The organism is Streptomyces sp. CCM_MD2014, assembly GCF_000772045.1.
GTDB classification, from domain to species: domain Bacteria; phylum Actinomycetota; class Actinomycetes; order Streptomycetales; family Streptomycetaceae; genus Streptomyces; species Streptomyces salinarius.
Genome location: NZ_CP009754.1, coordinates 5,802,158 through 5,825,218 on the forward strand (window position 1 = coordinate 5,802,158; position 23,061 = coordinate 5,825,218).

The window sequence follows — 23,061 nt, forward strand, 5'->3', positions numbered from 1 at the left end:
TGAAGTTCACTGTGAAGTCCGGCCCCGGACGGGGGACAAGTGGGACCTCCCGTGCCAAGCGGCCGGTCCGATGGATAGGGTCCCGAACTAATGGCAGCAGGACGACAGCGGCGCGCGGAGGCCGAGACGTTCACGGCCCGGTGGAAGAAGCAGTGGCACCGGGCCCGCGTCGGCGTGCGCCGAGCCGCCGTCGACTACTTCCGCGGCGACGGCTCGGACTGGATCGCGCTCGCCGGACTGCTGCTCACGATCCCCGTCATCGCGGCCACCACGATGGCCAACTCCGTGTGGTGCTCGCCCTCCGCGCTGGTCATCCCGATCGTCGCGGGCGGCCTGCTGCTGCGCCCGGCGAGCCTGCTCGGCCTGTACGCGGCGGCGGCCACCGCGCTGATCGTGGAGTCCGTACAGCTCGGCCCGTACACCGAGGGCCCGTCCCGCGTCACCCCCGGCGTGGTCCTGGTGGTCGCGGCCTGCGGCTTCTTCGGGCTGCTCGTCGCCCAGTTCCGCAGCCGGGTCGGCGTGCCCTGGCGGCGCGGCGGCACCATGCTCTTCGACCTGCGCGAACGCATCCGCGTCCAGAGCAAGCTGCCCCGGCTGCCCAAGGGCTGGCACCGCGAGATGGCGCTGCGCCCGGCCGGCGGCCAGTCCTTCTCGGGCGACTTCGTCGTCGCCGCCCGCACGAACGGCGGCCGCACCCTGGAGGTCGTCCTCACCGACGTCTCCGGCAAGGGGATGGACGCGGCCTCGCGCGCCCTGCTGCTGTCGGGCGCCTTCGGCGGGCTGCTGGGCAGCCTTCCCCCGCACGCCTTCCTGCCGGCCGCCAACGGCTATCTGCTGCGCCAGGACTGGGACGAGGGCTTCGCCACCTCCATCCACCTCGTCCTGGACCTCGACTCCGGCGACTACGAGTTGTACTCCGCCGGACATCCGCCGGGCCTCCAGCTCAGCGCGGGCACCGGCCGCTGGGAGGAGAAGTCGGCCGAGGGACCGCTGCTCGGTGTGTACGACGGTGCGCAGTTCGACCAGGTGAAGGGCACCCTGCGGCCCGGAGACGTGCTGATGCTGTTCACGGACGGCCTGGTGGAGACCTCCGACCGGGACATCGCCGAGGGCATCGACCGCCTCACCGGCGAGGCCGACCGCTATGTCGCGGGCGGCTTCCACGGCGCGGCCTGGCACCTGATCGAGGCGGTGGCCAAGGACGTCAACGACGACCGGGCCCTGCTGCTGATCTGCCGGGAGGGGCCCACGGCCCAGTCCGCGACCGCGACGGACTGAAAGCCCGCGCCGGCGCGCCGACATACTGGGCCCATGTCCCACGACTCCCGTTCCCCCGCCCCCGCGCCGCTCTCCCTCGCCGAGGTCGAGGCCACCGCCCGCGCCGCCCACGACGGACAGACGGACAAGGCGGGCCGGCCGTACGCCGAGCACCTGCGAGCCGTGGCCGAGGGCGTACGGCGACGCGGCGGCGACGACGAGCAGATCGCCGCCGCCTGGCTCCACGACGCCGTGGAGGACGACGCGCTGACCGAGCGATGGCTGGAGGAGGCGCCGCTGAGCCGCCGTACCAAGGACATCGTCCTGGCCCTCACCAAGCGGCCGGGGGAGCCGCCGGAGGCGTACGCCGCGCGGATCCTCGCCACCCCCGGCGCGCCGCTGGTCAAGGAGGCGGACCTGGCGCACAACGCCGACCCCGCGCGGCTCGCCGTCCTCGACGAGGCCACCCGCACACGTCTGGCCGAGAAGTACGCGCGGATGCGCGCACTTCTCGGCCAGGGGGACGGGGGATGAGCGACGGGCGCCGCGCCGGCGGGGGGAGCCGGCCGGAGAGCTAGACGGGGACCTTCTCGCCGCTGCCGTTCGGCGCGGTGGCCTCCGCGGACGTCTCGCGCGCGCCGCCGCCGTCCTTGTCGCGCTTCTCCCGGCCCCGGGCGGCGTCGCCGGGGTCCCGCTTGAAGGCCCAGTCCATCCGCGGCTCGACCACGTACCGCATGACCCGCTGCACGGGCTTGGTGCACAGCAGGGTGATGACGGTGGCGCCGAGGACGGTGAGCCCGATCTCGCCGAGCGGCGTGTCCAGGAAGGAGTGCTGGAACCAGCCGGTGTAGCTGCCCTCCTTCACCAGGAAGCCGTGCAGCAGGTAGCCGTAGATCGTGCCGGCGCCGAGCGCGGTGAACCACATGCGCCGGCCGGGCACCCAGGCGAAGAAGCACGCGGACAGCACCACGGAGCAGCCGAAGAGCGCCAGTGTCAGGACCGGCCCGGACCACCAGGGGCCGCCCGTGTCCTGTACGGCGGCGTTGCGGTAGAACCAGCCGGTCTCCATGCGCGGCACCGACCACCAGCCGACGACCAGCGCCGCCGCGACCACCGGCACGGACCAGATCCGCACCGCGCGGCGCCGCACCAGTTGGAAGTGCTCGGGGCGCAGCAGCAGACCCAGCACGAAGCACGGCAGGAACTGCAGCACGCGCTGCATGTTCAGGTCGTTGTCGACGGTGGGCGTCACGGAGGCCAGCGCGGCGATGCCCAGGGCGATCGGGAGCGGCCAACGGACCGTCTGCCAGATGGGGGTGGTCAGCCGCCAGACGAACAGCGCGCACAGGAACCACAGGAGGTAGGTCGGGTCCAGCAGGCTGAAGTCGCTCTGCGGGTCCTCGCTGACGCGGCGGTGCAGCGTGTAGGCGACCTCGAAGACGAGGTACGGCACGGCGACACCGGTGATCAGCCGTTTGACGCGCTTGGGGCTCAGGTCGAAACTGCGCGAGAAGTAGCCGGAGATGATGATGAACGCCGGCATGTGGAACGTGTACAGGACCCGGTAGAGGGCCTCCACGGTCCGGTTCCCGTCCAGGATCTGTCCCCAGGCGTGGCCCACACCGACCAGTACGATCGCCAGGTACTTGGCGTTGTCGAAGAACGCGTCGCGCTGCCGGCTCGGCTGGGCGCGTCGGGACGGCGACTTCCGGTCGCCGTCGGATCGCAGCGAGCTAGTCATGCCACCCCCCGCCGAAAACCGGCGAGTAGTCACAGGACCTCGCTGCTCTGGTGGGGGACGAGGCAGCGTAGAACATCTGAGGCACCCTAGCGTTCTCCGTGTGATTCCGTAAAACCCTCGACGTCATTCCTGTATTTCAGGTCTTGAGTACGGTGTGAGTACCGTGCGAGTACCCCCGTATTCGGGGAACACGGCCTCTCCGGGTGCGTGACGGCTCCCACATCACGTGATGCCGTGCCAGGCCGAAGCGCCGCATGACGGGCCCCACTTGTCGTGACAAGTCCTGACTAAGAACCGCATAAGGCCGGCGGGCGACTCCGCTGGAATGTCCGCTTCAATGCGCTTACGGGGTCGGTGGGTGATCCTGTGTTCTCCCTGTGTCGATCCTGTCGGTGAACGGGCCGAGGCCTCCGTCGATGTCTCCGTCGATGCCCTGTCGATGTGTCCCCCGTGACAATTCGAATTACCTGCGAACGCATTGTGTGGGCATTGAAACGAAGCGGTCGGAATTCTTCGTACGGACGTTCCCTCGAAATCGTGTACGGGAGTGTGGGACCCGGTGCGCCCGCGTGCGCGGGGGCGTGTGCCGTCGGCGGAACCGGCCGGACGATGTGTCAGCCGCCGCATGAGGGGGCCCGGTTGGTGGCACGATGGTTCTGGCGGGGGTGTGCGGTTCCGCACCTCCGGGCCGGGAGAGCGGACCGACCGAGGGTGTGATCAGTTGTGGCCATTTCGCTGTCAGTGGTGCTGCTGTTGGCGATCATCCTGGTGGTGCTGCTGCGGGGAGGGTCCATCAAGGCGGGGCCGGCGATCGTCGCGGTCCTCTTCGGCTTCTTCCTGGCCTCGACCGGCATGGCCGACGACATCCAGCGCTTCCTGGACTCGATAGCCGACATGGTCAACTCGATCCAGTTCTAGACCGGCGGACCGCGTCCGGAGCGCACGAAGGCCTCCGGCCCGATCCCTGGGGGACCGGGCCGGAGGCCTCTCGGAGCGGGCGACGGGAATCGAACCCGCGTAGCCAGTTTGGAAGATCGCGTACGCGATTGTCGGCTGACCTGGCGAAGCGCTGACCTGCGCGACCGCTAGAACATCGCTGGTAGTCCCCGTGGCTCCCCCTGGCGTGCCTCTTGTTCGGGCACGCCAGGGGCACGCTGTCGAGCGTCACATATAGTGCAGCAGCAGGACTGCCACACCTGTCAGGGCAGTGATCAGGCTGGCGATTGCCGAGATCAACGCGGCGGTCTGGGGTGGGTGAGTTGCAGGATGAGATCTCATTGCTGTACTCTCCGCCGTACCGTTAGACGCATTGGATTGCAATGCATCTGACGGGTTGGTGGGCTCCTTGGGCAAAGGGTGCTCCATCTGGTTAAGCCAACAGGCGTCTGCGCGCGGTCAGAGGTGACGCAGGCGCCTATTTGGCGTGTCCTGAGTTGTGGATGCGCACTTTACCATGCGAGTGACTGCAACCCGTAGGCGCTATTGGCGACTTGGGCGTAAGCGGTCGACTGCTTCTGGACCGGTCGGTTCGGCTAGCGCTCACTTCCGGGTGCAGGGTGCTTTGTCTCAGACGTATTCGATCAACTCACATCAACCCACCACTCTCCCAGGCTCCCATCCCGTCCGCCGTCGACCCACACACCGTGGAGCGGGCGTGGTTCAGGGCGTCCAGGTGGAGCGCGCCACTGTACGAACGACCTGGACGCCCTGGGCCGCGTCTGCTCGGCTCTGCCTGGGTCGACGGTGGACGGGATGGGAGCACCCTACGCACGCCCTCTACGGGCCCGCGGCCGGCGACGGTGCCCCCTCCATCCCGGTGCCGGCCGATCCCCCGCCGGAGGCATCGTCTTTGACCGTCACACGCTATGCGGGCTCTACCCTCGGGCCGTAACTCGCTTGCGGCCACATGGGTCGGACCCCTGCGCCGAAGGCGTGTGGGGGGCCGACCCAAGGGGCCAGCCCGCGCCTTGCGCGGGCCCTTGATGAGGTAGAGAAACCTGTAACAGCCCTGTTCAGGCGGTCGGGGAGACGTAGCACACCGCAGGGATGGTCTCGCCGCTGCCGAAGTGGTGGATGGTCTCGCCGATCTTCCGCCAGCCAAGCCGTTCGTAAAGGCGGATAGCGGATGCGTCCTTCACCATGACATCGAGGACAAGGCGAAGCCCTTGTGCATGGGCGTGGGACACGGCGGCTTCCATGAGGCGTCGGCCGGCTGCTTGTTTCCTGGCCGACTGCACCACGAACAGCCGTGCCAGCACGCCCACGTGGTCCAGGTTGGCGCCGCTCTGTTTGACCCAAAGGTCTGCGGCAGCTTCGCCCTGCGGTTTCATCACCGCCACGTGCCCCACAATCCGCCCGCCGCTCTCCGCGACCCATGCCGCCAGAGTGTCTTCCGACTTAATCCATGCCTCGGGATCGTCGACACCCTCCACCGGATAGCCGTCCGTGTCGTGAACCTCGACTAGCGCCGCTGCGGCGCCGGACAGATCGTCGTCGGTGAACGGACGAACGGTCACGGAATCCAAGGTCAGTCCTCCTGCTCGACGGGGAGTTCGTAGAGCAATCCGGTTTGGTCAGCGCGATGGACGTACCGCGACACCTCGAAGGGGACGCCGTCCTGATCGAGGCTGGTGTGCAGCACTTCAAGGACAGGTACCCCAGGCAACAGTTCCAAGACTGCGGCCTCTTCGGGGGTCGGCATCCGCGCACTGATCTCGTCACGGACGCGTGTCATGACGTGCCCAAGATCTTGAAGGCGGCCGTAGATGCCGTCCTTGCCGGTCTTGCGCTGCATGAGCAGCGTCCCTTGGGCCTCGTCCCACCGCAGATACGTTGAGACGATCTGCACCGGCTCGTCGTCGGCGAAGTAGTGGTTCTCCCGGTGGACCACACTTTCGTCGTCGGCTGGTACGCCCAGGCGCTCGGCCACGTCCGCCGGCGGCCTTTCCCGTTCGATCGACGGCACCTCGATCCTCGCTACCTTGCCTTGCCGCTTCGCCTCTAGGCGGAACGGGGTTAGTCCCGTCTCCCGGTTCTTGAGCGAGTAGCGGTCACTGCCGAAGCGGAACAGCCGTTGCGGGGTCCGGACGAATACACCGCTGCCGTGTTTGGCAGTCACGAGCCCTTGTTCAGCGAGCAGGCGTACGGCTTCACGTGCGGTGTTGCGTGCTGCTCCGTACTGCTCGGCGAGCTTCCGTTCGGATGGCAGCTTGGCGCCGCTTCGCAGTGTTCCGGTCTCGATCTGGCGGCGTAGGTCTTCGGCGATGCGCCTGCTTGGTGGCTGTTGAGCCGAGGCGCCGGACGGGGTCATACGCCCACTCTAGCAACTGGCTCAAGCCAGATGCTTGACCGTCAAGTCCACCTGTGCTCAACTGGCTTAAGCCAGCAAGTGGCTCAAGCCAGTTGGGCGCGTAACACTCGCGTGCCCTCGACTGAGGGAGTGACGCATGCCGTCGTTCAAGATCGACCTCTCCACCGCTGTCGTGTTCGTGGCGACCGCGCCGGAACCGAAGATGGCGAACAAGAAGACCGGTGAGCGGGCCATCGACCGGGACACCGGTGCGGGTCTGTCGACCGTGGGCCTGCTGGTCTCGGACGAGGGGGAGGGCAACCTCTACCAGGTGACCGTGCCCGAGACCGGGGTCCCGGAGAACCTCCAGCCGGGTATGCCGGTGGCGGTGACCAGCCTGAAGGCGCGTGACTGGGAGAACGAGTTCAACGGCCAAAAGCGGCACGGGATCTCGTTCCGCGCGGTCGCGGTCACCCCGCTGGGGGCCTGACCATGAGCGACCTGACGATGTGGCTGGAGGCCACGGGCGCCTTAGCGGGTGCCGGCGGTCTCGGCTACGCGAAGCAGCGGGCGCCGCGCGTGTACTGGTCGACGGTGGGCCTGCCGCTGACGTGGGGCCGGTTCACCTTCTCGTACCGGTCCACGATGGACGTGTGCGGGCTGACCGTGCAGCCGTCCGGGCTGCGGGCCTTTATGACGCGCAACCTGTCCCGCCGTGAGGTGCGGCCGGTGCCGCCGAAGGTCCGCCGGATCCGGCCCACCTCGACCGGACTGCGCATCACGCTGCGGCTCCCGGCCGGCCTGGAGCCCGCCGACGTGGCCACCTCCTCGGAACGGCTGCGCCACGCCTTCGGTGTCCAGTCGGTGACCGTGGCGGAGACCAAGCCGGGGTTCGTGGAGCTGCGGATGACGGGCTACGACGTGCTGCGCCGGGTCCGTCTCCCGCGCTCCGCACAGCCGTCCGGCCTGCGGGTTCCCGTGGCGTTGCGGGAGGACGGCACGGTCTTCGAGCGGGACTACCGCGCGGTCCCCATGGCGCTCACCCTCGGCGCCACGCTGTCCGGGAAGTCCGTCTACCAGCGCAACCTGGTCAAGGGCCTGGCACAGCTTCCGGTCGGGTTGATCGGCATCGACTGTAAGCGCGGTGTCGAGCACAGCCGGTACGCGCCGCGTCTGTCGGCCCTGGCGACCGATCCGGAGATGGCCGGGCGGCTGATTGACGCGCTGGTCCTGGAGATGGGGGAGCGGTTCGATCTCCTCGCCCTGCACGGTGTCTCGGACGTGTGGGACCTGCCGTCGAAGCTGCGGCCGGTGCCGCTGGTCGTCCTGATCGACGAGGTGGCAGAGCTGTTCTTCGTCACATCGAAGAAGGACGAGGCGGCGCGGGACCGGACGGTCATGCAACTGGTGCGGTTGGGTCAGATGGCCCGTGCGGTCGGCATCTACCTGGAGGTATGCGGGCAGCGCTTCGGCTCCGACCTCGGCAAGGGTGCCACCGCTTTGCGGGCCCAGCTCACCGGCCGTGTGGTCCACCGGGTCAACGACAAGCAGACCGCCGAAATGGGCCTGGGGGACATCGCCCCGGATGCGGTTATGGCGGCGACCTCGATCCGGCCCGATCGTCCCGGTGTCGCGGTGGCCGGTGACACCTCCGGCGGCTGGTCCCGCATCCGCACCCCGGAAACTACGCCGGCCGAAGCGGCGGCCGTGTGCCGGGAGTTCGCGCACCTGACCCCGGAGCTGCCGTTTCTCGCCCCGTTCCGGCCGCCCACGCAGCAGGTGGTGCCGCCGATGCCCACCGTCCCACCGCTGATCGCCCCGCAGCCCTGACCGGAGGGAGGTGAAGAGTCGTGATCCGCTCGATCCGCATCGACGCCGTACTCATCCAGGCCGTGATCGCCGGGGCTCTGTCCTTCGCCCACCTGCACGACCTCGCCGAAGCGGCCGGACAGACCGGATGGAAGGCATGGGCCTACCCCGTCTCCGTCGATCTCCTCCTGGTCGCGGTATGGCGCCGGCTGCGCACCGAACGCTCGAAGCTGGCCTGGTTCTGGTTCCTGGTCGCCCTGGTCGCCTCCCTCGGCGCGAACATCGCCACCGCCGGGCTCCTCGACCTCGACCACGTTCCGGCCTGGCTGCGCATCCTCGTCGCCGGCTGGCCCGCCCTGGCCTTCCTCGGCGGCACCCTCCTCGCTCACACCCCCACCGACCACGCACCGGCCCCGACACCCGAGCCTGCGTCTCGGCCCGTGCCGGTCGTCGACCGCCCCTCGGCGCCCGAACCGGCCCCGGAGCCCGAACTCGCCCCGGAGATCGCAACGCCGGAGCATGCCCCGGCGCTGCCGCAAGCCCCGGCTCCCGCGGTGAGTGTGCCGCCCGCGCTGGTCGACCACGCGCGCAAGGTCGCCAGCGAGCACCGCACGCGCACCGGGGCCGACATCGACACGGCCACCCTGCGCGCTCGCCTCGGCGTCCCGGAAGACCTCGCCGGCGCGATCGTCGCCCAACTCGCCTGAAAGGAGGTGACCCGCATGCGCCCGAACCGCTTCTACGACGTGATCCGAGTCGGCCCGGTCCGCGTGGCCTCGTTCAACAACGGCCGTGGCCAGACCCGGCACACCGCCGCCTGCACCGCTCCGGAGTGCGGTTTCTCCAACGAATACGGCGACCGGTCGGCCGCCGAACTCGCCGCCCGCACCCACCGCTGCACCTGAAAGGAGGCACGCCGTGCAGTTGCCCGAAGACCAGATCCGCGCCGGACACATCCCCGCCGACCTCTACCGGCAGATCCCGCCCGGCACCGATATGCGACGCGTCGTGATCGTCCAAGAGGCCCCCCGCTCCTACAAGGGCCCGATCGTCCTGACACTCGTCGTCCTCGCCGGGTCGGTCGCGGTGCTGCTGGTGATCGCCTTCGTCGTACAGGTCGTCGCCGGCGCCGCCATCGGCGTTCTGTCGGCCACCGGCGGACTCAGCTACACGATCAACCGCACCACCAAGCGCAAGCACGTGCTCAGCAAGTAACGCCGTCCGGGGCGGCCTCTCTCGCCAAAGATCCGCCGCCCCGGACGGCTCCACCCATCCAGATCCAACGGACCCGACAGGGAAGCCTCATCATGCCCCAGCACGCCCAGAACACGCGCGTCTGCCGCGACTGCGACGGCTTCGCCACCGTCGCGATCACCACCGGCACCCGCCACGCCGACGGCTCCCGCGCCACCCTCCGCGTCGCCTGCCCGAGCTGCAAGGGCACCGGCGACACCGCCCCCGCCGCCCTGACTCAGATCGGGCGGTGACCGACATGGCTACGTCGACCCAGCCCCAGATCCTCGACTTGTTCGCCGGCCCCGGTGGCTGGTCCCAGGGCTTGCGCGCCCTCGGCCTGCGGGATGTCGGTATCGAGATCGACCCGACCGCCTGCGCCACCCGCGCCGCCGCCGGACACACCACGATCCGCGCCGACGTCGCCGCCTACCCCACCGCGCCCTTCCGCGGGAAGGTCTCCGGGCTGATCGCGTCCCCGCCGTGCCAGACGTTCAGCGCCGCTGGCCTGCGCGCCGGAAACACCGACCTGCCCCTGTGCCATCAGGTCCTGGACGACCTCACCCGCGGGCACGACACCCGCGACAGCGTCCGGGCCGCCTGCACCGACCCCCGGTCCCTCCTCGTCGTCGAACCGCTCCGCTACGCCCTGGAGCTGCGGCCGGAGTGGATCGCCCTGGAAGAGGTCCCCGCGGTGCTGCCCCTGTTCGAGCACACCGCCTGGTCCCTCGCGGCGGTCGGCTACTCGACGTGGACCGGGGTCCTCAACGCCGCTGACTTCGGTCTGGCGCAGACCCGCCGCCGGGCGTTCCTGATCGCCTCGCGCACGTGTCCGGCCCTGCCTCCGGAGCCCACCCATGCCGACGGTGGCACCGCTGCTGACCTTTTCGGTGACGGACTTCCCGCCTGGCGGTCCATGGGGGATGTGCTGGGCTGCCCGCCCGGCGAGGTCGTCACGCGCGGCAATCACACCACCGGTGGCAGCCGCTTCCCGACCACCGGCCCGTCCTGGGCGCTCACCGGCCGCGCTCGGTCCTGGCTGCTCCGCTCCGGGCAAGGCTGGAAGTCGGGCACCGGTCGGTCCGTCGGCAGCACGAGCCGGTTTGAGCGTGTGATCGGCGAGCCCTCTTTCACCATCACCGGCACGGCAAACCGCTGCAAGTGGGTGGGAGACGGTGTCGAGGAGCGCAACCTGACCTTGACGGAGGCGGCGGTCTTGCAGTCGTTCCCAGGTGACTATCCGTTCCAGGGCTCTCGCACCTCCCGGTTCCAGCAGATCGGGAACGCTGTCCCGCCCCTGCTCGGCGCTGCCGTCCTGCGCCCCCTCGTGCCGGCCGCCCTGGAGGTGGCCGCGTGAGCGACTCCGCCATCATGGCGGGCCTGGACCCGGCCACCCTCGCCGACGTGCTGAGGATGGCCGGGTCCACCGGCTTCGACCGCATCCAGGACCAGATCCGCCGTACCGGCGGCTGCTCCGACCCCATCCACCTCCAGGGCTCGACCGTCACCCGTGACGCTGCCACCGGCAAGGTGCTGCACTCCTATTCGACCGACACCGAGCCCGGCGGACGGCTCCGCGTCGCGTGCGGCAACCGGCGTGCCTCCCGCTGCCCGGCCTGCGCCTGGACCTACGCCGGCGACACCTACCACCTCATCCGTGCGGGCCTGGTCGGCGACCCCGCCAAGGGCACCCCCGAGACGATCCGGGATCACCCGCGGGTGTTCGCCACCCTGACGGCCCCCTCGTTCGGTCCGATCCACAACCGGCCCGGAAACCGTCCCTGCCGCTGCGGTGTCCGCCACGGCGAGGACGCCCCGGAGCTGGGCACCCCGCTCAACCCGGATGCGTACGACTACGCGGGCGCGGTGCTGTGGAACAACCACGCCTCCGAACTGTGGCGCTACTTCACGATCTACCTGCGCCGCGAGATCGCCAAGCACGCCGGACTCACCCAGAAGGCCGCCAAGGAACAGTCCCGAGTGTCCTTCGGCAAGGTCGCCGAGTACCAGAAGCGCGGCGCCGTGCACTTCCATGCCGTGATCCGCTTCGACGGACCCGCCGGGCCAGACGATCCGCCGCCGGCGTGGGCCACCCTCGACCTGCTCACCGACGCGATCCATGCCGCAGCCGCCCGCGTGGAAGTCGACGTAGACCCCGCCGGGGACCAGCCCGCCCGCACCCTGCGATGGGGCACACAGCTCGACGTGCGCCCCATCCGGGCCTTCGGCGACGGGGAGGACATCACCGAACAGGCTGTGGCCTCCTACGTCGCCAAGTACGCCACCAAAGCGGCCGAGACCACCGGCACCGTAGACCGCCGCATCGGCAGCAAAGACGCCCTCGTCCTGCTCGGCGTGCCCGACCACCCGGCCCGGCTCATCGCCGCGTGCCTCGACCTGCACGCGCTCTACCCGGACCGCAAGCTCCGCGACTGGGCCCACATGCTCGGCTTCCGCGGCCACTTCTCCACGAAGTCCCGGCGCTACTCGACCACCCTCGGCGAACTGCGCCAGACCCGCGCCGACTACCGCGCCGCCCAGCAACGCACCGCCCTCGGCCTGCCCGACCCCGACGACGAGGGCGCCACCACCCTCACCCTCGCCCACTGGTCCTACGCCGGCCACGGCCACACCCCCGGCGAATCCTGGCTCGCCGCCAACATCCGCCGCGACATCCAGCACAACCGCGAAACCGCCCGCGAAGAACTCGCCGCCCTGCGTGAGGAAGGACAGCAAGCCCATGAATGAGCGATACCTCAACGTGGTTCAGGTCGCCGAACTCCTCGGCACCACCGTGCGCTTCCCGCGCCGGCTGATCGAAGAGCGCCGCATCACGTACGTGAAGGTAGGTCGTCACGTGCGCATCCCCGAGAGCGCAGTCCGCGATTACATCGCTGCGAACACGGTGCAGCCTCGCCGACGGGGTACCGCTGCTCTTCCGGGGGTGGCTGCCTGATGGCTGGCAAGCGTCGACAGTTCGGGCGGGTCCGCAAGCTCCCGTCCGGTCGCTATCAGGCCCGGTACGTCGGCCCTGACGGCATGCTCCGCCCGGCCCCGGAGACGTTCCGGACGAAGAAGGACGCGGATGCCTGGCTCGCCGACAAGCAGACCGAGATGCGGCGCGGCGACTGGCACGACCCCGATGCTGGGAAGGTGGCGTTCGGCCCGTACTCGGCTGCGTGGATCGAGGAGCGGGAACTGACCACGCGGACGCGGCAGCTCTACGCCTCGCTGCTGCGGCACCACCTTGAACCCACGTTCGGCGGGGTCAACGTCGTGGACATCTCGCCCCCGCTCGTGCGTCGCTGGCGTGCTGACAAGCTCACCGCCGGCACTGGGCCGACGACTGTCGCGAAGGCATACGCCCTGCTCCGTGCAGTCCTGCACACGGCCGTTGCCGATCAGATGATCCGGCGCAACCCGTGCACCATCAAGGGCGCGAGCGTGGTGCACACCCCTGAGCGACCGACCGCGACCGTGCAGGAGGTGTACGACATCGCCGACGCCATCCAACCGCGTTACCGGGCGCTCGTCCTCATGGCGGGCTTCCTCGGTCTTCGCTGGGGCGAACTGATCGGCTTGCACCGCCGGGATGTCGACCTGGACCACGGCGCCGTGCGCGTCCGCCGATCCGTCGCCGAACTCAACAACGGTCAACGTGAGATCAAGGCGCCCAAGAGTGCGGCGGGCAAGCGCACGGTGTCCATCCCCACCGCGATCGTCCCGGACATCCGCGAGCACCTGAAGCGGTACGCCGAGCCGGGCGCCGACGGCCGAGTGTTCATCGGTGCAAAGGGTGCTACTCCGCGCCGCAACCACTTCAACCGGCTGTGGCGCAGCGCGTGCACCGATGCCGGCATCAAGGGCCTGCACTTCCATGATCTTCGGCACACCGGCAACACCCTCGCTGCCTCGACCGGGGCGAGCACGCGTGAGCTGATGGCGCGCATGGGCCACAGCACCGCCCGGGCCGCGCTGATCTATCAGCACGCCAGTGCCGAGCGTGACCGGCTGATCGCCGACGCCGTGTCCGGGCTCGTCGACAAGGGCCGGAAGAAGAGCGGGAAGGGCAAGAAGAAGAAAGATCGAAAGCCCAAGGGGCACGCCGGGGACACGACCGACTGATCGGAGCCCCGGAAAGCGATCAGGGCCAGGCGGAGGAATGATCCTCTGACCTGGCCCTGAGTCGTTTGGAGCGGGCGACGGGAATCGAACCCGCGTAGCCAGTTTGGAAGACTGGGGCTCTACCATTGAGCTACGCCCGCACAGCACGCGCCGCAGGTCGGTGACCGCGGCACTGCACGCATCGTAGCGGGTCGTCCCCCCTCACCGCACACCCCTTCCGGTCCGCGCCGGACCTTCACGGGCGCCCGGGAAACTCTGCGGCCCCCGGTGCCCGGCTGCATGTACCCTCTGTGTCGCACCAGACGGGGTGTGGCGCAGCTTGGTAGCGCGTCCGCTTTGGGAGCGGAAGGCCGTGGGTTCAAATCCCGCCACCCCGACCACCGGCCGATCACCGGGTGATCGCCTTTTGGGCCGTGTAGTCGCTGCCGTTACTATGCAAGCTGCACGCCCGTGTGTCTCAGCGTCTGAAGTCTCCGGGCGGCGAAATTTGCCGGACACTCTCTGGTTCCGGCAGAACCCAAGAAGTCAGCCACCAAGGAGACCGAACCGTGAAGAGCGCCGTGGAGACCCTGAACCCGACCCGGGTTCGGCTCACTGTCGAGGTGCCCTTCGAGGAGCTCAAGGACAGCCTCGACGCGGCGTACAAGAAGATCAACCAGCAGGTCACGGTGAAGGGCTTCCGCAAGGGCAAGATCCCGGCCCGGGTCATCGACCAGCGGTTCGGCCGCGGTGCGGTTCTGGAGGAGGCGGTCAACGACGCGCTTCCCAAGTTCTACACCGACGCGGTCAACGAGGCCGAGCTGAACCCGCTCGGCCAGCCCGAGGTCGACATCACGGAGCTGAAGGACGGCGAGACGCTGAACTTCACCGCCGAGGTCGACATCCGCCCCTCCATCGAGATCCCGGACTACTCCGGCATCGAGGTCGAGGTCGACGCCGTCGAGGTCACCGACGAGGACGTCGAGAAGTCCGTGGAGCAGCTGCGCGAGCGCTTCGCCTCCACCTCCCCGGTCGAGCGCGCCGCCGCCGAGGGCGACGTGGTCACCATCGACCTGCAGGCCAAGGTCGACGGCGAGGTCCTGGAGGACGGCGTCGCCGACGGCGTCTCCTACACCATCGGCTCCGGCGAGCTGCTGGACGGCATCGACGACGCCGTGAAGGGCCTGGAGGCCGGTGGCGAGGCCACCTTCACCTCCGAGCTCAAGGGCGGCTCGGCGGCCGGCAAGGAGGCCGAGGTCACCGTCAAGGTCACCCAGGTCGCCGCGCGCGAGCTGCCCGAGCTGGACGACGACTTCGCGCAGCTCGCGTCGGAGTTCGACACGCTGGACGAGCTCAAGGCCGACAGCCGCAAGCGCCTCGAGAACATGAAGCAGTACGACCAGGCCACCCAGGCCCAGGAGCGCGTGCTGGACAAGCTGCTCGAGCTGGTCGAGGTCCCGGTCCCCGAGAAGCTCCTCGAGGACGAGATCAACACCCGCAAGCACAACCTCGAGCACCACCAGCTCGGCCAGATGGGTCTCGACCTGGAGAAGTACCTGGAGCTCCAGGGCAAGACCGCCGAGGAGTTCGAGACCGAGACCCGTGAGGCCGCGGTCAAGGGCATCAAGACCCAGTTCGTCCTCGACGAGCTGGTCAAGCAGGAGAAGCTCAACGTCAGCCAGGAAGAGCTGACCGAGCACCTCATGCGCCGCGCCGCCTCCTCCGGCATGTCCCCCGACCAGTTCGCCCAGGCCGTCGTCGAGCAGGGCCAGGTTCCGCTCCTCGTCGGCGAGGTCGCCCGCGGCAAGGCCCTGGCCTCCGTGGTCGAGAAGGCCACGGTCAAGGACACCAACGGCGAGATCGTCGACCTGGACGACGAGGAGGACGAGGAGACGGAGGCCGCCGAGGCCGCCGCCGAGTCCACCGACGCCGAGAAGGCCGACGACAAGGCCGAGGAGAAGACCGAGGGCTGATCCCCTCGCGCCGTTCCCGACGGATGTGAAACGGGCCCCGGACGTTCCGACGCCGGGGCCCGTTCGTCGTACGGCCGGACATCCCACCCAGGGGTGCGGGGCTGTATCGATGTGCGGCTCCGCCGCGCGGGCGCGATCAACCACGACGGACCCGCGCCCGGCGACGAGCGCGCACCCCGACGGCGAGACCCCGCATCCGCACCCGCACCCTGCGTACCGCTACGCCCCCGGCGAACACCCGCGGAACCGGGATGGCACCGCAGGGTCACCGCGTTAGGGTCCATGAATACGAGGGCAGGGGAGTCCCCGAAAGCGGCTCCAGCCCCGCAGGGAAACGTGAGACGGCCCGGCGCCGTCGTAAGACGAGCAGGTGGATACGTGACGAATCTGATGCCCTCAGCCGCCGGCGAGCCCTCCATCGGTGGCGGCCTCGGCGACCAGGTCTACAACCGACTGCTCGGCGAGCGGATCATCTTCCTCGGCCAGCCGGTCGACGACGACATCGCCAACAAGATCACCGCGCAGCTGCTGCTCCTTGCCGCCGACCCGGACAAGGACATCTTCCTGTACATCAACAGCCCGGGCGGTTCGATCACGGCCGGCATGGCGATCTACGACACCATGCAGTTCATCAAGAACGACGTGGTGACGATCGCGATGGGTCTCGCGGCCTCCATGGGACAGTTCCTGCTCAGCGCGGGCACCCCCGGCAAGCGCTTCGCGCTGCCGAACGCCGAGATCCTCATCCACCAGCCCTCCGCCGGCCTCGCCGGTTCGGCCTCGGACATCAAGATCCACGCCGAGCGACTGCTGCACACCAAGAAGCGCATGGCCGAGCTGACCTCCCAGCACACCGGCCAGACGGTCGAGCAGATCACCCGCGACTCGGACCGCGACCGCTGGTTCGACGCCTTCGAGGCCAAGGAGTACGGCCTCATCGACGACGTCATCCCCACGGCCGCCGGCATGCCGGGCGGCGGTGGCACGGGCGCCTGAGCCATCCCCCGCCCCGAGCCGACCGCCTCAGCCCCTTTACAGGAGACACTGTGAACGACTTCCCCGGCAGCGGCCTGTACGACCGCATGCAGGCCACGCAGGACATGCGCGCCGCCGCTTCCCAGGGCCGCTACACCGGCCCGACCGCCGAGTCCCGCTACGTGATCCCGCGCTTCGTCGAGCGCACCTCGCAGGGCGTGCGCGAGTACGACCCGTACGCGAAGCTCTTCGAGGAGCGCGTGATCTTCCTCGGCGTCCAGATCGACGACGCCTCCGCCAACGACGTCATGGCGCAGCTGCTGTGCCTGGAGTCGATGGACCCCGACCGGGACATCTCGATCTACATCAACAGCCCCGGCGGCTCCTTCACCGCGCTCACGGCCATCTACGACACGATGCAGTACGTGAAGCCGGACATCCAGACGGTCTGCATGGGCCAGGCCGCCTCGGCCGCCGCCGTCCTGCTGGCCGCCGGTACGCCGGGCAAGCGCATGGCGCTGCCGAACGCCCGCGTCCTGATCCACCAGCCGTACAGCGAGACCGGCCGCGGCCAGGTCTCCGACCTGGAGATCGCCGCCAACGAGATCCTGCGGATGCGCTCGCAGCTGGAGGAGATGCTGGCCAAGCACTCCACCACGCCGGTCGAGAAGATCCGCGACGACATCGAGCGCGACAAGATCCTCACGGCCGAGGACTCGCTGAGCTACGGCCTGATCGACCAGATCATCACCACCCGGAAGATGGACAACTCCTCTCTCCGCTAGGCGGGAGGCTGTATCGTCTGCCGCTCCTTGGCACGGTTTGACGCGATTCACGTCAAAGCGAACCGTGCCAAGGGGGGCCCGGACGAGGGGCCCGGCAAGGTACCGTCGGACATAAGGCAGCACCAGGAGTCCGCCCGCCGTTGACGTGACGTCGGCGTACGGGAGTCTCCCAGGCGAAGGGGAAGCACACCGTGGCACGCATCGGTGACGGCGGCGATCTGCTCAAGTGCTCGTTCTGCGGAAAGAGCCAGAAGCAGGTCAAGAAGCTCATCGCAGGGCCCGGTGTGTACATCTGCGACGAGTGCATCGACCTCTGCAACGAGATCATCGAGGAAGAACTGGCGGAGACCAGCGAGGTGCGCTGGGAGGAGCTCCCGAAGCCCCGCGAGATCTACGAGTTCCTCGAGAGTTATGTAGTCGGCCAGGAGGCGGCCAAGAAGGCCCTCTCCGTCGCGGTGTACAACCACTACAAGCGGGTCCAGGCCGGCGAGAACGGCGGCGCCCAGGGCCGCGAGGACGCCATCGAGTTGGCGAAGTCCAACATCCTCCTGCTGGGCCCCACGGGCTCCGGCAAGACCCTCCTCGCCCAGACCCTCGCCCGCATGCTGAACGTCCCGTTCGCGATCGCCGACGCGACGGCGCTCACCGAGGCGGGGTACGTCGGCGAGGACGTCGAAAACATCCTGCTGAAGCTGATCCAGGCCGCCGACTACGACGTCAAGAAGGCCGAGACCGGGATCATCTACATCGACGAGATCGACAAGGTCGCGCGGAAGAGTGAAAACCCCTCCATCACGCGCGACGTGTCCGGCGAGGGCGTCCAGCAGGCCCTGCTGAAGATCCTCGAGGGCACCACCGCCTCCGTCCCGCCGCAGGGCGGTCGCAAGCACCCGCACCAGGAGTTCATCCAGATCGACACGACGAACGTCCTGTTCATCGTGGGCGGCGCCTTCGCGGGCCTGGAGAAGATCATCGAGGGCCGGGCCGGCGCCAAGGGCATCGGCTTCGGCGCGCAGATCCGCTCCAAGCGGGAGATCGAGTCCAAGGACCAGTTCGAGCAGGTCATGCCGGAGGACCTGGTCAAGTTCGGCATGATCCCCGAGTTCATCGGCCGACTGCCCGTCATCACCTCGGTCCACAACCTCGACCGCGAGGCGCTCCTCCAGATCCTGGTCGAGCCGCGCAACGCGCTGGTCAAGCAGTACGAGCGCCTCTTCGAACTCGACGGTGTCGAGCTGGACTTCGAGCGCGGGGCCCTGGAGGCCATCGCCGACCAGGCCATCCTCCGCCAGACCGGAGCGCGCGGCCTGCGCGCCATCATGGAGGAAGTCCTCCAGGGCGTGATGTACGAGGTCCCGTCCCGCAAGGACGTCGCCCGCGTCGTCATCACCGCCGACGTGGTCCTCTCCAACGTCAACCCGACGCTGATCCCGCGGGATTCGCGGGGACGCGGCTCGGGCGAGCAGAAGACGGCGTAGCCGCAAGGAGGAGGCCGCCCCCGACATCTGCCGGGGGCGGCCTCGTCCTGTGCAGGTGTGTGCCTGATTTCTTATGCCCACGAACAGGCGGTCTTCGCTATGCTGGCCTTTACCTTGAGGGAGACGAGCCCCGTGTAGCACATCGCGTTCGGCTTAGCATGACCGGCGATGTCTATGAGGTGAGGCCAGCCACAGGCACTGACTACCCCGGGCCCAACGATGTACCCGTGGCTGCTTACTACGCCAGTGCACTGTCCGACTGAGGCGGACGCGGGCGCTGCCGTTGCCAGAGGGATGGCTACTCCCGCAGCAGTGAGGCCGGCTACGGCAAGTGCTCGCTTAAGCATGGAGGAACTCCTCGATCGATTCACGGTCATGACCATGACCGCGACGGTGCGTTACAGGAGGCCGACGGAGTGTGTGTCCTTCTTGGTCGCTAGCGTCACGAACGACGCTCGATATCAGTCAACTTGTGCGCGCCCTTGGTGCAAGATGAGCAACCGTTTCAGTGTTCGGCGGCGCCTGGCGTGCAACTCCGGCAACCACGTATGCGGAGGGGCCCGGCGACTGACCGGGCCCCTCCGTTGTGCCGTACGCGTCGTCAGGACTTGACGCGGACCTCGTCGCGCAGCTTCGTCGTGATGTCGATCGCGGTCTCCTTGTTCACTCCAGTACCGGAGTTGTCGCCCGGCGAGACCATGGCGATGGTGCTGTAGTCGGCCCAGGCGCAGAACCAGTCGGTCGACTCCTTCTTGGTGAGCGCGTTGGTGGCCTTGGTCGACTGGCACTTGGCGACGGCGCCGTCGATCTCGACCTCCTCGGGCTCGCCGACCAGTTCGGCGTTCTGCATGCCGCCGGTGTCGCTGGTGGAGCTCTCCTTGACTTCCTTCTGGATGTTGGCGAAGAACTTGTCCAGGACCGCCTGGGGCTCGGCGATCTCGCCGTAACCGCCGATCATCGTGATGCCCTTGGCGGTCAGCAGCTCCGACTTGTCGGGGAGGGTAGACGGATCCTCCGGGTCGTAGCCGCTGAGGTCGGCGGTCGACCACTGCCCGATCACGGCCGTGCCGTTCTTGACGCCGCTCTTCTCCATGTCCTTGGCGGTGTCGGAGTCGCTGCCCTCCTGGCCCTTGACCTTCGTGTACTCACCCAGCGCCTTCGCGGGCGTCGTCAGCTTGTGGGCGCCGTCGTCCTCCAGGCCGCCCGCGCCGCCGCCTCCGCCGAATACGAAGTACGCACCCACGCCGATCGCCGCCACGACGGCGACCGCGCCGATGATCAGGCCGGTCTTCTTCTTGCCGCCGCCCGGTGCGGGGGGCTGGGGCATGCCGTAGGGCTGCTGGCCGTAGGGCGGCTGCTGGCCGTACGGGGCCTGCTGGCCGTAGGGCGGGGCCTGCGGCGGGACGCCGCCCGGCTGGGGCTGCTGCGGGTAGCCGTAGCCCGGCTGAGGCGGGGGCGTCTGCTGGGGGTAGCCGTAGCCGGGCTGGGGGGCCTGAGGCGGCTGCTGGCCGTACGGGCCCGGCTGGCCGTACGGTCCGGGCTGCTGGGGCTGCCCGCCGTACGGGCCCGGCTGGTTGTGACTCATTTCTGGGTTCCCCCTCGGATGCTTTACGTGGTTCTGACATCCTGACTCAAGCCTGGCGTGCGCAGGTCACCGGGGGCCGCACCGTTACAGAAGAAACGCGTTTCGGGACAGCGCCGTGACGCCCGTAAACTGACCCCCGTGACCGAGAACTCTCAGCAGCCGCAGCCCGCACCCAGCACCGAACTGCCGACCCAGTACACGCCGGCCGAGGTAGAGGGGCAGCTGTACGAGCGCTGGGTAGAACGGGGTTACTTCGAGGCCGACGCGAAGAGCGACAAGCCTCCGTACACCGTCGTCATCCCGCCGCCGAACGTCACGGGCAGCCTGCACCTCGGGCACGCCTTCGAGCACACGCTCATCGACGCCCTGACCCGCCGCAAGCGGATGCAGGGCTACGAGACGCTGTGGCAGCCCGGCATGGACCACGCCGGCATCGCCACGCAGAACGTCGTCGAGCGCGAGCTGGGCAAGGAGGGCAAGTCCCGGCACGACCTGGGCCGGGAGGCCTTCGTCGAGCGCGTCTGGCAGTGGAAGGGCGAGTCCGGCGGCCAGATCAGCGGCCAGATGCGCCGCCTGGGAGACGGTGTCGCGTGGTCGCGCGAGCGGTTCACGATGGACGAGGGGCTCTCCCAGGCCGTCCAGACCATCTTCAAGCGGCTCTACGACGACGAGCTGATCTACCGCGCCGAGCGCATCATCAACTGGTGCCCGCGCTGCCTGACCGCGATCTCCGACATCGAGGTCGAGTACCAGGACGACGACGGCGAGCTGGTCTCCATGAAGTACGGGGAGGGCGACGAGACCATCGTCGTCGCCACCACCCGCGCGGAGACGATGCTCGGTGACACGGCGGTCGCCGTCCACCCCGAGGACGAGCGGTACAGGCACCTGGTCGGCAAGCAGATCAAGCTGCCGCTGACCGACCGCTCCATCCCGGTCGTCGCCGACGAGCACGTCGACCCCGAGTTCGGCACCGGTGCCGTCAAGGTGACGCCGGCCCACGACCCGAACGACTTCGAGATCGGCCAGCGGCACGGCCTGCCCTCCATCGCCGTGATGGACGAGCACGCCGTCATCACCGCCCACGGCCCCTTCCAGGGCCTGGACCGGCTCGAGGCCCGCTCCGCCATCGTCGCCGCGCTGCGCGCCGAGGGCCGGATCGTCGCCGAGAAGCGGCCCTACGTCCACAGCGTCGGCCACTGCTCGCGCTGCAAGACCACCATCGAGCCGCGCCTGTCCATGCAGTGGTGGGTCAAGGTCGGCCCGCTGGCGAAGGCCGCCGGTGACGCGGTCCGCGACGGCAAGGTCAAGATCCACCCGCAGGAGATGGAGAAGCGGTACTTCGACTGGGTCGACAACCTCCACGACTGGTGCATCTCCCGCCAGCTGTGGTGGGGCCACCGCATCCCCGTCTGGTACGGCCCCGAGGGCGAGGTCGTCTGCGTCGGCCCCGACGAGGAGCCGCCGAGCGGCGAGGGCTGGCGCCAGGACCCCGACGTCCTGGACACCTGGTTCTCCTCCGGCCTGTGGCCGTTCTCCACGCTCGGCTGGCCCGAGCAGACCGAGTCGCTCGCGAAGTTCTACCCGAACTCCGTCCTGGTCACCGGCTACGACATCCTCTTCTTCTGGGTCGCCCGGATGATGATGTTCGGCCTCTACGCGATGGACGGCACCCCGCCGTTCCACACCATCGCCCTGCACGGCATGGTCCGTGACCAGAACGGCAAGAAGATGTCCAAGTCCTTCGGGAACGTGGTCAACCCGCTGGACTGGATGGACAAGTACGGCTCGGACGCCCTGCGCTTCACCCTGGCGCGCGGCGCCAACCCGGGCGTCGACGTGCCGATCGGCGAGGACTGGGTCCAGGGCTCCCGGAACTTCGCCAACAAGATCTGGAACGCCACCCGCTTCGCGCTGATGAACGGCGCGACGGTCGAGGGCCCGCTGCCCGACGCGTCGAAGATGTCGTCGACCGACCGGTGGATCCTCTCCCGGCTCAACTCGGTCGTCGCCGAGGTCGACGCGTACTACGAGGACTACCAGTTCGCGAAGCTCTCCGACGCGCTGTTCCACTTCGCCTGGGACGAGGTCTTCGACTGGTACGTCGAGCTGTCCAAGACCACCTTCCAGGCGGGCGGCGAGCCGGCCGAGGTCAGCAAGCGCGTCCTGGGCGAGGTCCTGGACGTGACGCTGCGTCTCCTCCACCCGGTCGTCCCCTTCGTCACCGAGACGCTGTGGACGACGCTCACGGGCGGCGAGTCGGTCGTCATCGCCGAGTGGCCCACCGACTCGGGCTTCCGCGACGCCGACGCCGAGCGGGAGATCGAGACGCTGCAGTCCGTCATCACCGAGGTCCGGCGCTTCCGTGCCGACCAGGGGCTGCAGCCCGGCCAGCGGGTCCCGGCCCGGCTGACCCTCGCGGGCAGTCCTCTCGCGGCCCACGAGGCGGCCGTCCGGCAACTGCTGCGGCTCCAGCCGGAGGGCGACGGGTTCACCGCGACGGCGACGCTGCCGGTCGCGGGGGTCGAGGTCGCCCTCGACCTCTCCGGGGTCATCGACTTCGCCGCCGAGCGCAAGCGGCTGGCGAAGGACCTCGCCGCGGCGGAGAAGGAGAAGGCCCAGGCCAACGCCAAGCTCGGCAACGAGGCGTTCCTGGCGAAGGCGCCGGACCACGTCGTGGACAAGATCCGGGGCCGCCTGGCCAAGGCGGACGAGGACATCGCCCGCATCACCGCCCAGCTGGAGAAGCTGCCGGAAGCGTAACCGCCGCAGCCTGCGGGCAGTCGTGCCGCTGGGGCGGCACGGGTGGGCGCAGGCGGCACCCCGCAGGCC

22 protein-coding genes and 2 tRNA genes are annotated in these 23,061 nt (G+C 69.0%); 19 read left to right on the plus strand and 5 right to left on the minus strand.

Annotated features, from left to right (window positions below; translation table 11 throughout):
• Window positions 1-90 precede the first annotated feature (90 nt).
• Both NI25_RS25955 and NI25_RS25960 read left to right on the plus strand, forming a co-directional pair.
• The gene (locus NI25_RS25955) at window positions 91-1,278 is read left to right on the plus strand and encodes a PP2C family protein-serine/threonine phosphatase (RefSeq protein ID WP_061444753.1); all 1,188 of its coding nucleotides are present in this window, start codon (window positions 91-93) and stop codon (window positions 1,276-1,278) included.
• A 33-nt stretch (window positions 1,279-1,311) separates the two neighbouring features.
• Window positions 1,312-1,791, plus strand: a complete 480-nt coding sequence (locus NI25_RS25960; protein WP_061444754.1) for an HD domain-containing protein — start codon at window positions 1,312-1,314, stop codon at window positions 1,789-1,791.
• A 40-nt stretch (window positions 1,792-1,831) separates the two neighbouring features.
• On the opposite strand, the gene NI25_RS25965 is transcribed toward NI25_RS25960, so the two are convergent.
• Entirely contained in the window at window positions 1,832-2,998 is a 1,167-nt protein-coding gene (locus tag NI25_RS25965) for an acyltransferase family protein (protein WP_061444755.1), read from the minus strand.
• Between the two features lie 723 nt (window positions 2,999-3,721).
• Between NI25_RS25965 and NI25_RS25970 the strand changes: the two genes are divergently transcribed.
• Window positions 3,722-3,916, plus strand: coding sequence for a hypothetical protein (locus NI25_RS25970; protein WP_007449834.1), 195 nt, complete (start codon window positions 3,722-3,724; stop codon window positions 3,914-3,916).
• A 1,094-nt stretch (window positions 3,917-5,010) separates the two neighbouring features.
• On the opposite strand, the gene NI25_RS25975 is transcribed toward NI25_RS25970, so the two are convergent.
• Complete coding sequence (locus tag NI25_RS25975) at window positions 5,011-5,514, minus strand: GNAT family N-acetyltransferase (RefSeq protein ID WP_324610082.1); 504 nt, start codon at window positions 5,512-5,514, stop codon at window positions 5,011-5,013.
• An 11-nt stretch (window positions 5,515-5,525) separates the two neighbouring features.
• The gene (locus NI25_RS25980; RefSeq protein ID WP_061444757.1) at window positions 5,526-6,308 is read right to left on the minus strand and encodes a GntR family transcriptional regulator; all 783 of its coding nucleotides are present in this window, start codon (window positions 6,306-6,308) and stop codon (window positions 5,526-5,528) included.
• A 136-nt stretch (window positions 6,309-6,444) separates the two neighbouring features.
• Here NI25_RS25980 and NI25_RS25985 point away from each other — a divergent pair, with 136 nt between their 5' ends.
• From NI25_RS25985 to NI25_RS26030, 10 genes are all read left to right on the plus strand, one after another.
• Window positions 6,445-6,777 carry a hypothetical protein gene (locus NI25_RS25985; RefSeq protein ID WP_061444758.1) on the plus strand — a complete coding sequence of 111 codons (333 nt, stop codon included), beginning with the start codon at window positions 6,445-6,447 and terminating at the stop codon, window positions 6,775-6,777.
• A 2-nt stretch (window positions 6,778-6,779) separates the two neighbouring features.
• A complete protein-coding gene (locus tag NI25_RS25990) occupies window positions 6,780-8,117 on the plus strand; it encodes an FtsK/SpoIIIE domain-containing protein (RefSeq protein WP_061444759.1) in 1,338 nt (445 codons plus the stop codon).
• A gap of 20 nt (window positions 8,118-8,137) precedes the next feature.
• Window positions 8,138-8,803 carry a DUF2637 domain-containing protein gene (locus NI25_RS25995; protein WP_061444760.1) on the plus strand — a complete coding sequence of 222 codons (666 nt, stop codon included), beginning with the start codon at window positions 8,138-8,140 and terminating at the stop codon, window positions 8,801-8,803.
• A gap of 15 nt (window positions 8,804-8,818) precedes the next feature.
• Window positions 8,819-9,001 carry a mobile element transfer protein gene (locus NI25_RS26000; RefSeq protein WP_061444761.1) on the plus strand — a complete coding sequence of 61 codons (183 nt, stop codon included), beginning with the start codon at window positions 8,819-8,821 and terminating at the stop codon, window positions 8,999-9,001.
• 13 nt (window positions 9,002-9,014) lie between these two features.
• Complete coding sequence (locus NI25_RS26005) at window positions 9,015-9,311, plus strand: hypothetical protein (protein WP_061444762.1); 297 nt, start codon at window positions 9,015-9,017, stop codon at window positions 9,309-9,311.
• Window positions 9,312-9,403: 92 nt separating this feature from the next.
• A complete protein-coding gene (locus tag NI25_RS26010; RefSeq protein WP_061444763.1) occupies window positions 9,404-9,583 on the plus strand; it encodes a hypothetical protein in 180 nt (59 codons plus the stop codon).
• 5 nt (window positions 9,584-9,588) lie between these two features.
• Window positions 9,589-10,686 carry a DNA cytosine methyltransferase gene (locus NI25_RS26015; protein WP_061447100.1) on the plus strand — a complete coding sequence of 366 codons (1,098 nt, stop codon included), beginning with the start codon at window positions 9,589-9,591 and terminating at the stop codon, window positions 10,684-10,686.
• 14 nt (window positions 10,687-10,700) lie between these two features.
• Window positions 10,701-12,077, plus strand: a complete 1,377-nt coding sequence (repSA, locus tag NI25_RS26020; RefSeq protein WP_199561125.1) for a replication initiator protein RepSA — start codon at window positions 10,701-10,703, stop codon at window positions 12,075-12,077.
• Entirely contained in the window at window positions 12,070-12,285 is a 216-nt protein-coding gene (locus NI25_RS26025) for an excisionase family DNA-binding protein (RefSeq protein ID WP_061444765.1), read from the plus strand. Before repSA ends, NI25_RS26025 begins: the two co-directional genes overlap by 8 nt.
• A gap of 83 nt (window positions 12,286-12,368) precedes the next feature.
• A complete protein-coding gene (locus tag NI25_RS26030; RefSeq protein WP_233520777.1) occupies window positions 12,369-13,454 on the plus strand; it encodes a tyrosine-type recombinase/integrase in 1,086 nt (361 codons plus the stop codon).
• A gap of 66 nt (window positions 13,455-13,520) precedes the next feature.
• On the opposite strand, the gene NI25_RS26035 is transcribed toward NI25_RS26030, so the two are convergent.
• A tRNA-Gly gene (locus NI25_RS26035) sits at window positions 13,521-13,594 on the minus strand.
• Between the two features lie 163 nt (window positions 13,595-13,757).
• On the opposite strand from NI25_RS26035, the gene NI25_RS26040 reads away from it, so the two are divergent.
• The 5 genes from NI25_RS26040 to clpX all read left to right on the plus strand — a co-directional run bounded on the left by NI25_RS26040 (window position 13,758) and on the right by clpX (window position 18,644).
• Window positions 13,758-13,834: transfer RNA gene (locus NI25_RS26040), tRNA-Pro, on the plus strand.
• Window positions 13,835-14,002: 168 nt separating this feature from the next.
• Window positions 14,003-15,406 (plus strand): trigger factor, encoded by a 1,404-nt coding sequence (gene tig / locus NI25_RS26045; RefSeq protein WP_061444767.1) that lies wholly within the window; start codon window positions 14,003-14,005, stop codon window positions 15,404-15,406.
• 390 nt (window positions 15,407-15,796) lie between these two features.
• Window positions 15,797-16,402: an ATP-dependent Clp protease proteolytic subunit gene (locus tag NI25_RS26050; protein WP_051005918.1), complete on the plus strand. Its 606-nt coding sequence runs from the start codon at window positions 15,797-15,799 to the stop codon at window positions 16,400-16,402.
• Between the two features lie 50 nt (window positions 16,403-16,452).
• Window positions 16,453-17,166, plus strand: coding sequence for an ATP-dependent Clp protease proteolytic subunit (locus NI25_RS26055; RefSeq protein WP_061444768.1), 714 nt, complete (start codon window positions 16,453-16,455; stop codon window positions 17,164-17,166).
• Between the two features lie 191 nt (window positions 17,167-17,357).
• Complete coding sequence (gene clpX, locus NI25_RS26060) at window positions 17,358-18,644, plus strand: ATP-dependent Clp protease ATP-binding subunit ClpX (RefSeq protein ID WP_061444769.1); 1,287 nt, start codon at window positions 17,358-17,360, stop codon at window positions 18,642-18,644.
• A gap of 601 nt (window positions 18,645-19,245) precedes the next feature.
• Here the strand turns inward: clpX and NI25_RS26065 are convergent.
• Window positions 19,246-20,229 (minus strand): hypothetical protein, encoded by a 984-nt coding sequence (locus tag NI25_RS26065; protein WP_061444770.1) that lies wholly within the window; start codon window positions 20,227-20,229, stop codon window positions 19,246-19,248.
• A gap of 138 nt (window positions 20,230-20,367) precedes the next feature.
• Here NI25_RS26065 and NI25_RS26070 point away from each other — a divergent pair, with 138 nt between their 5' ends.
• Window positions 20,368-22,992 carry a valine--tRNA ligase gene (locus tag NI25_RS26070; protein ID WP_061444771.1) on the plus strand — a complete coding sequence of 875 codons (2,625 nt, stop codon included), beginning with the start codon at window positions 20,368-20,370 and terminating at the stop codon, window positions 22,990-22,992.
• The last annotated feature ends 69 nt before the right edge of the window (window positions 22,993-23,061 follow it).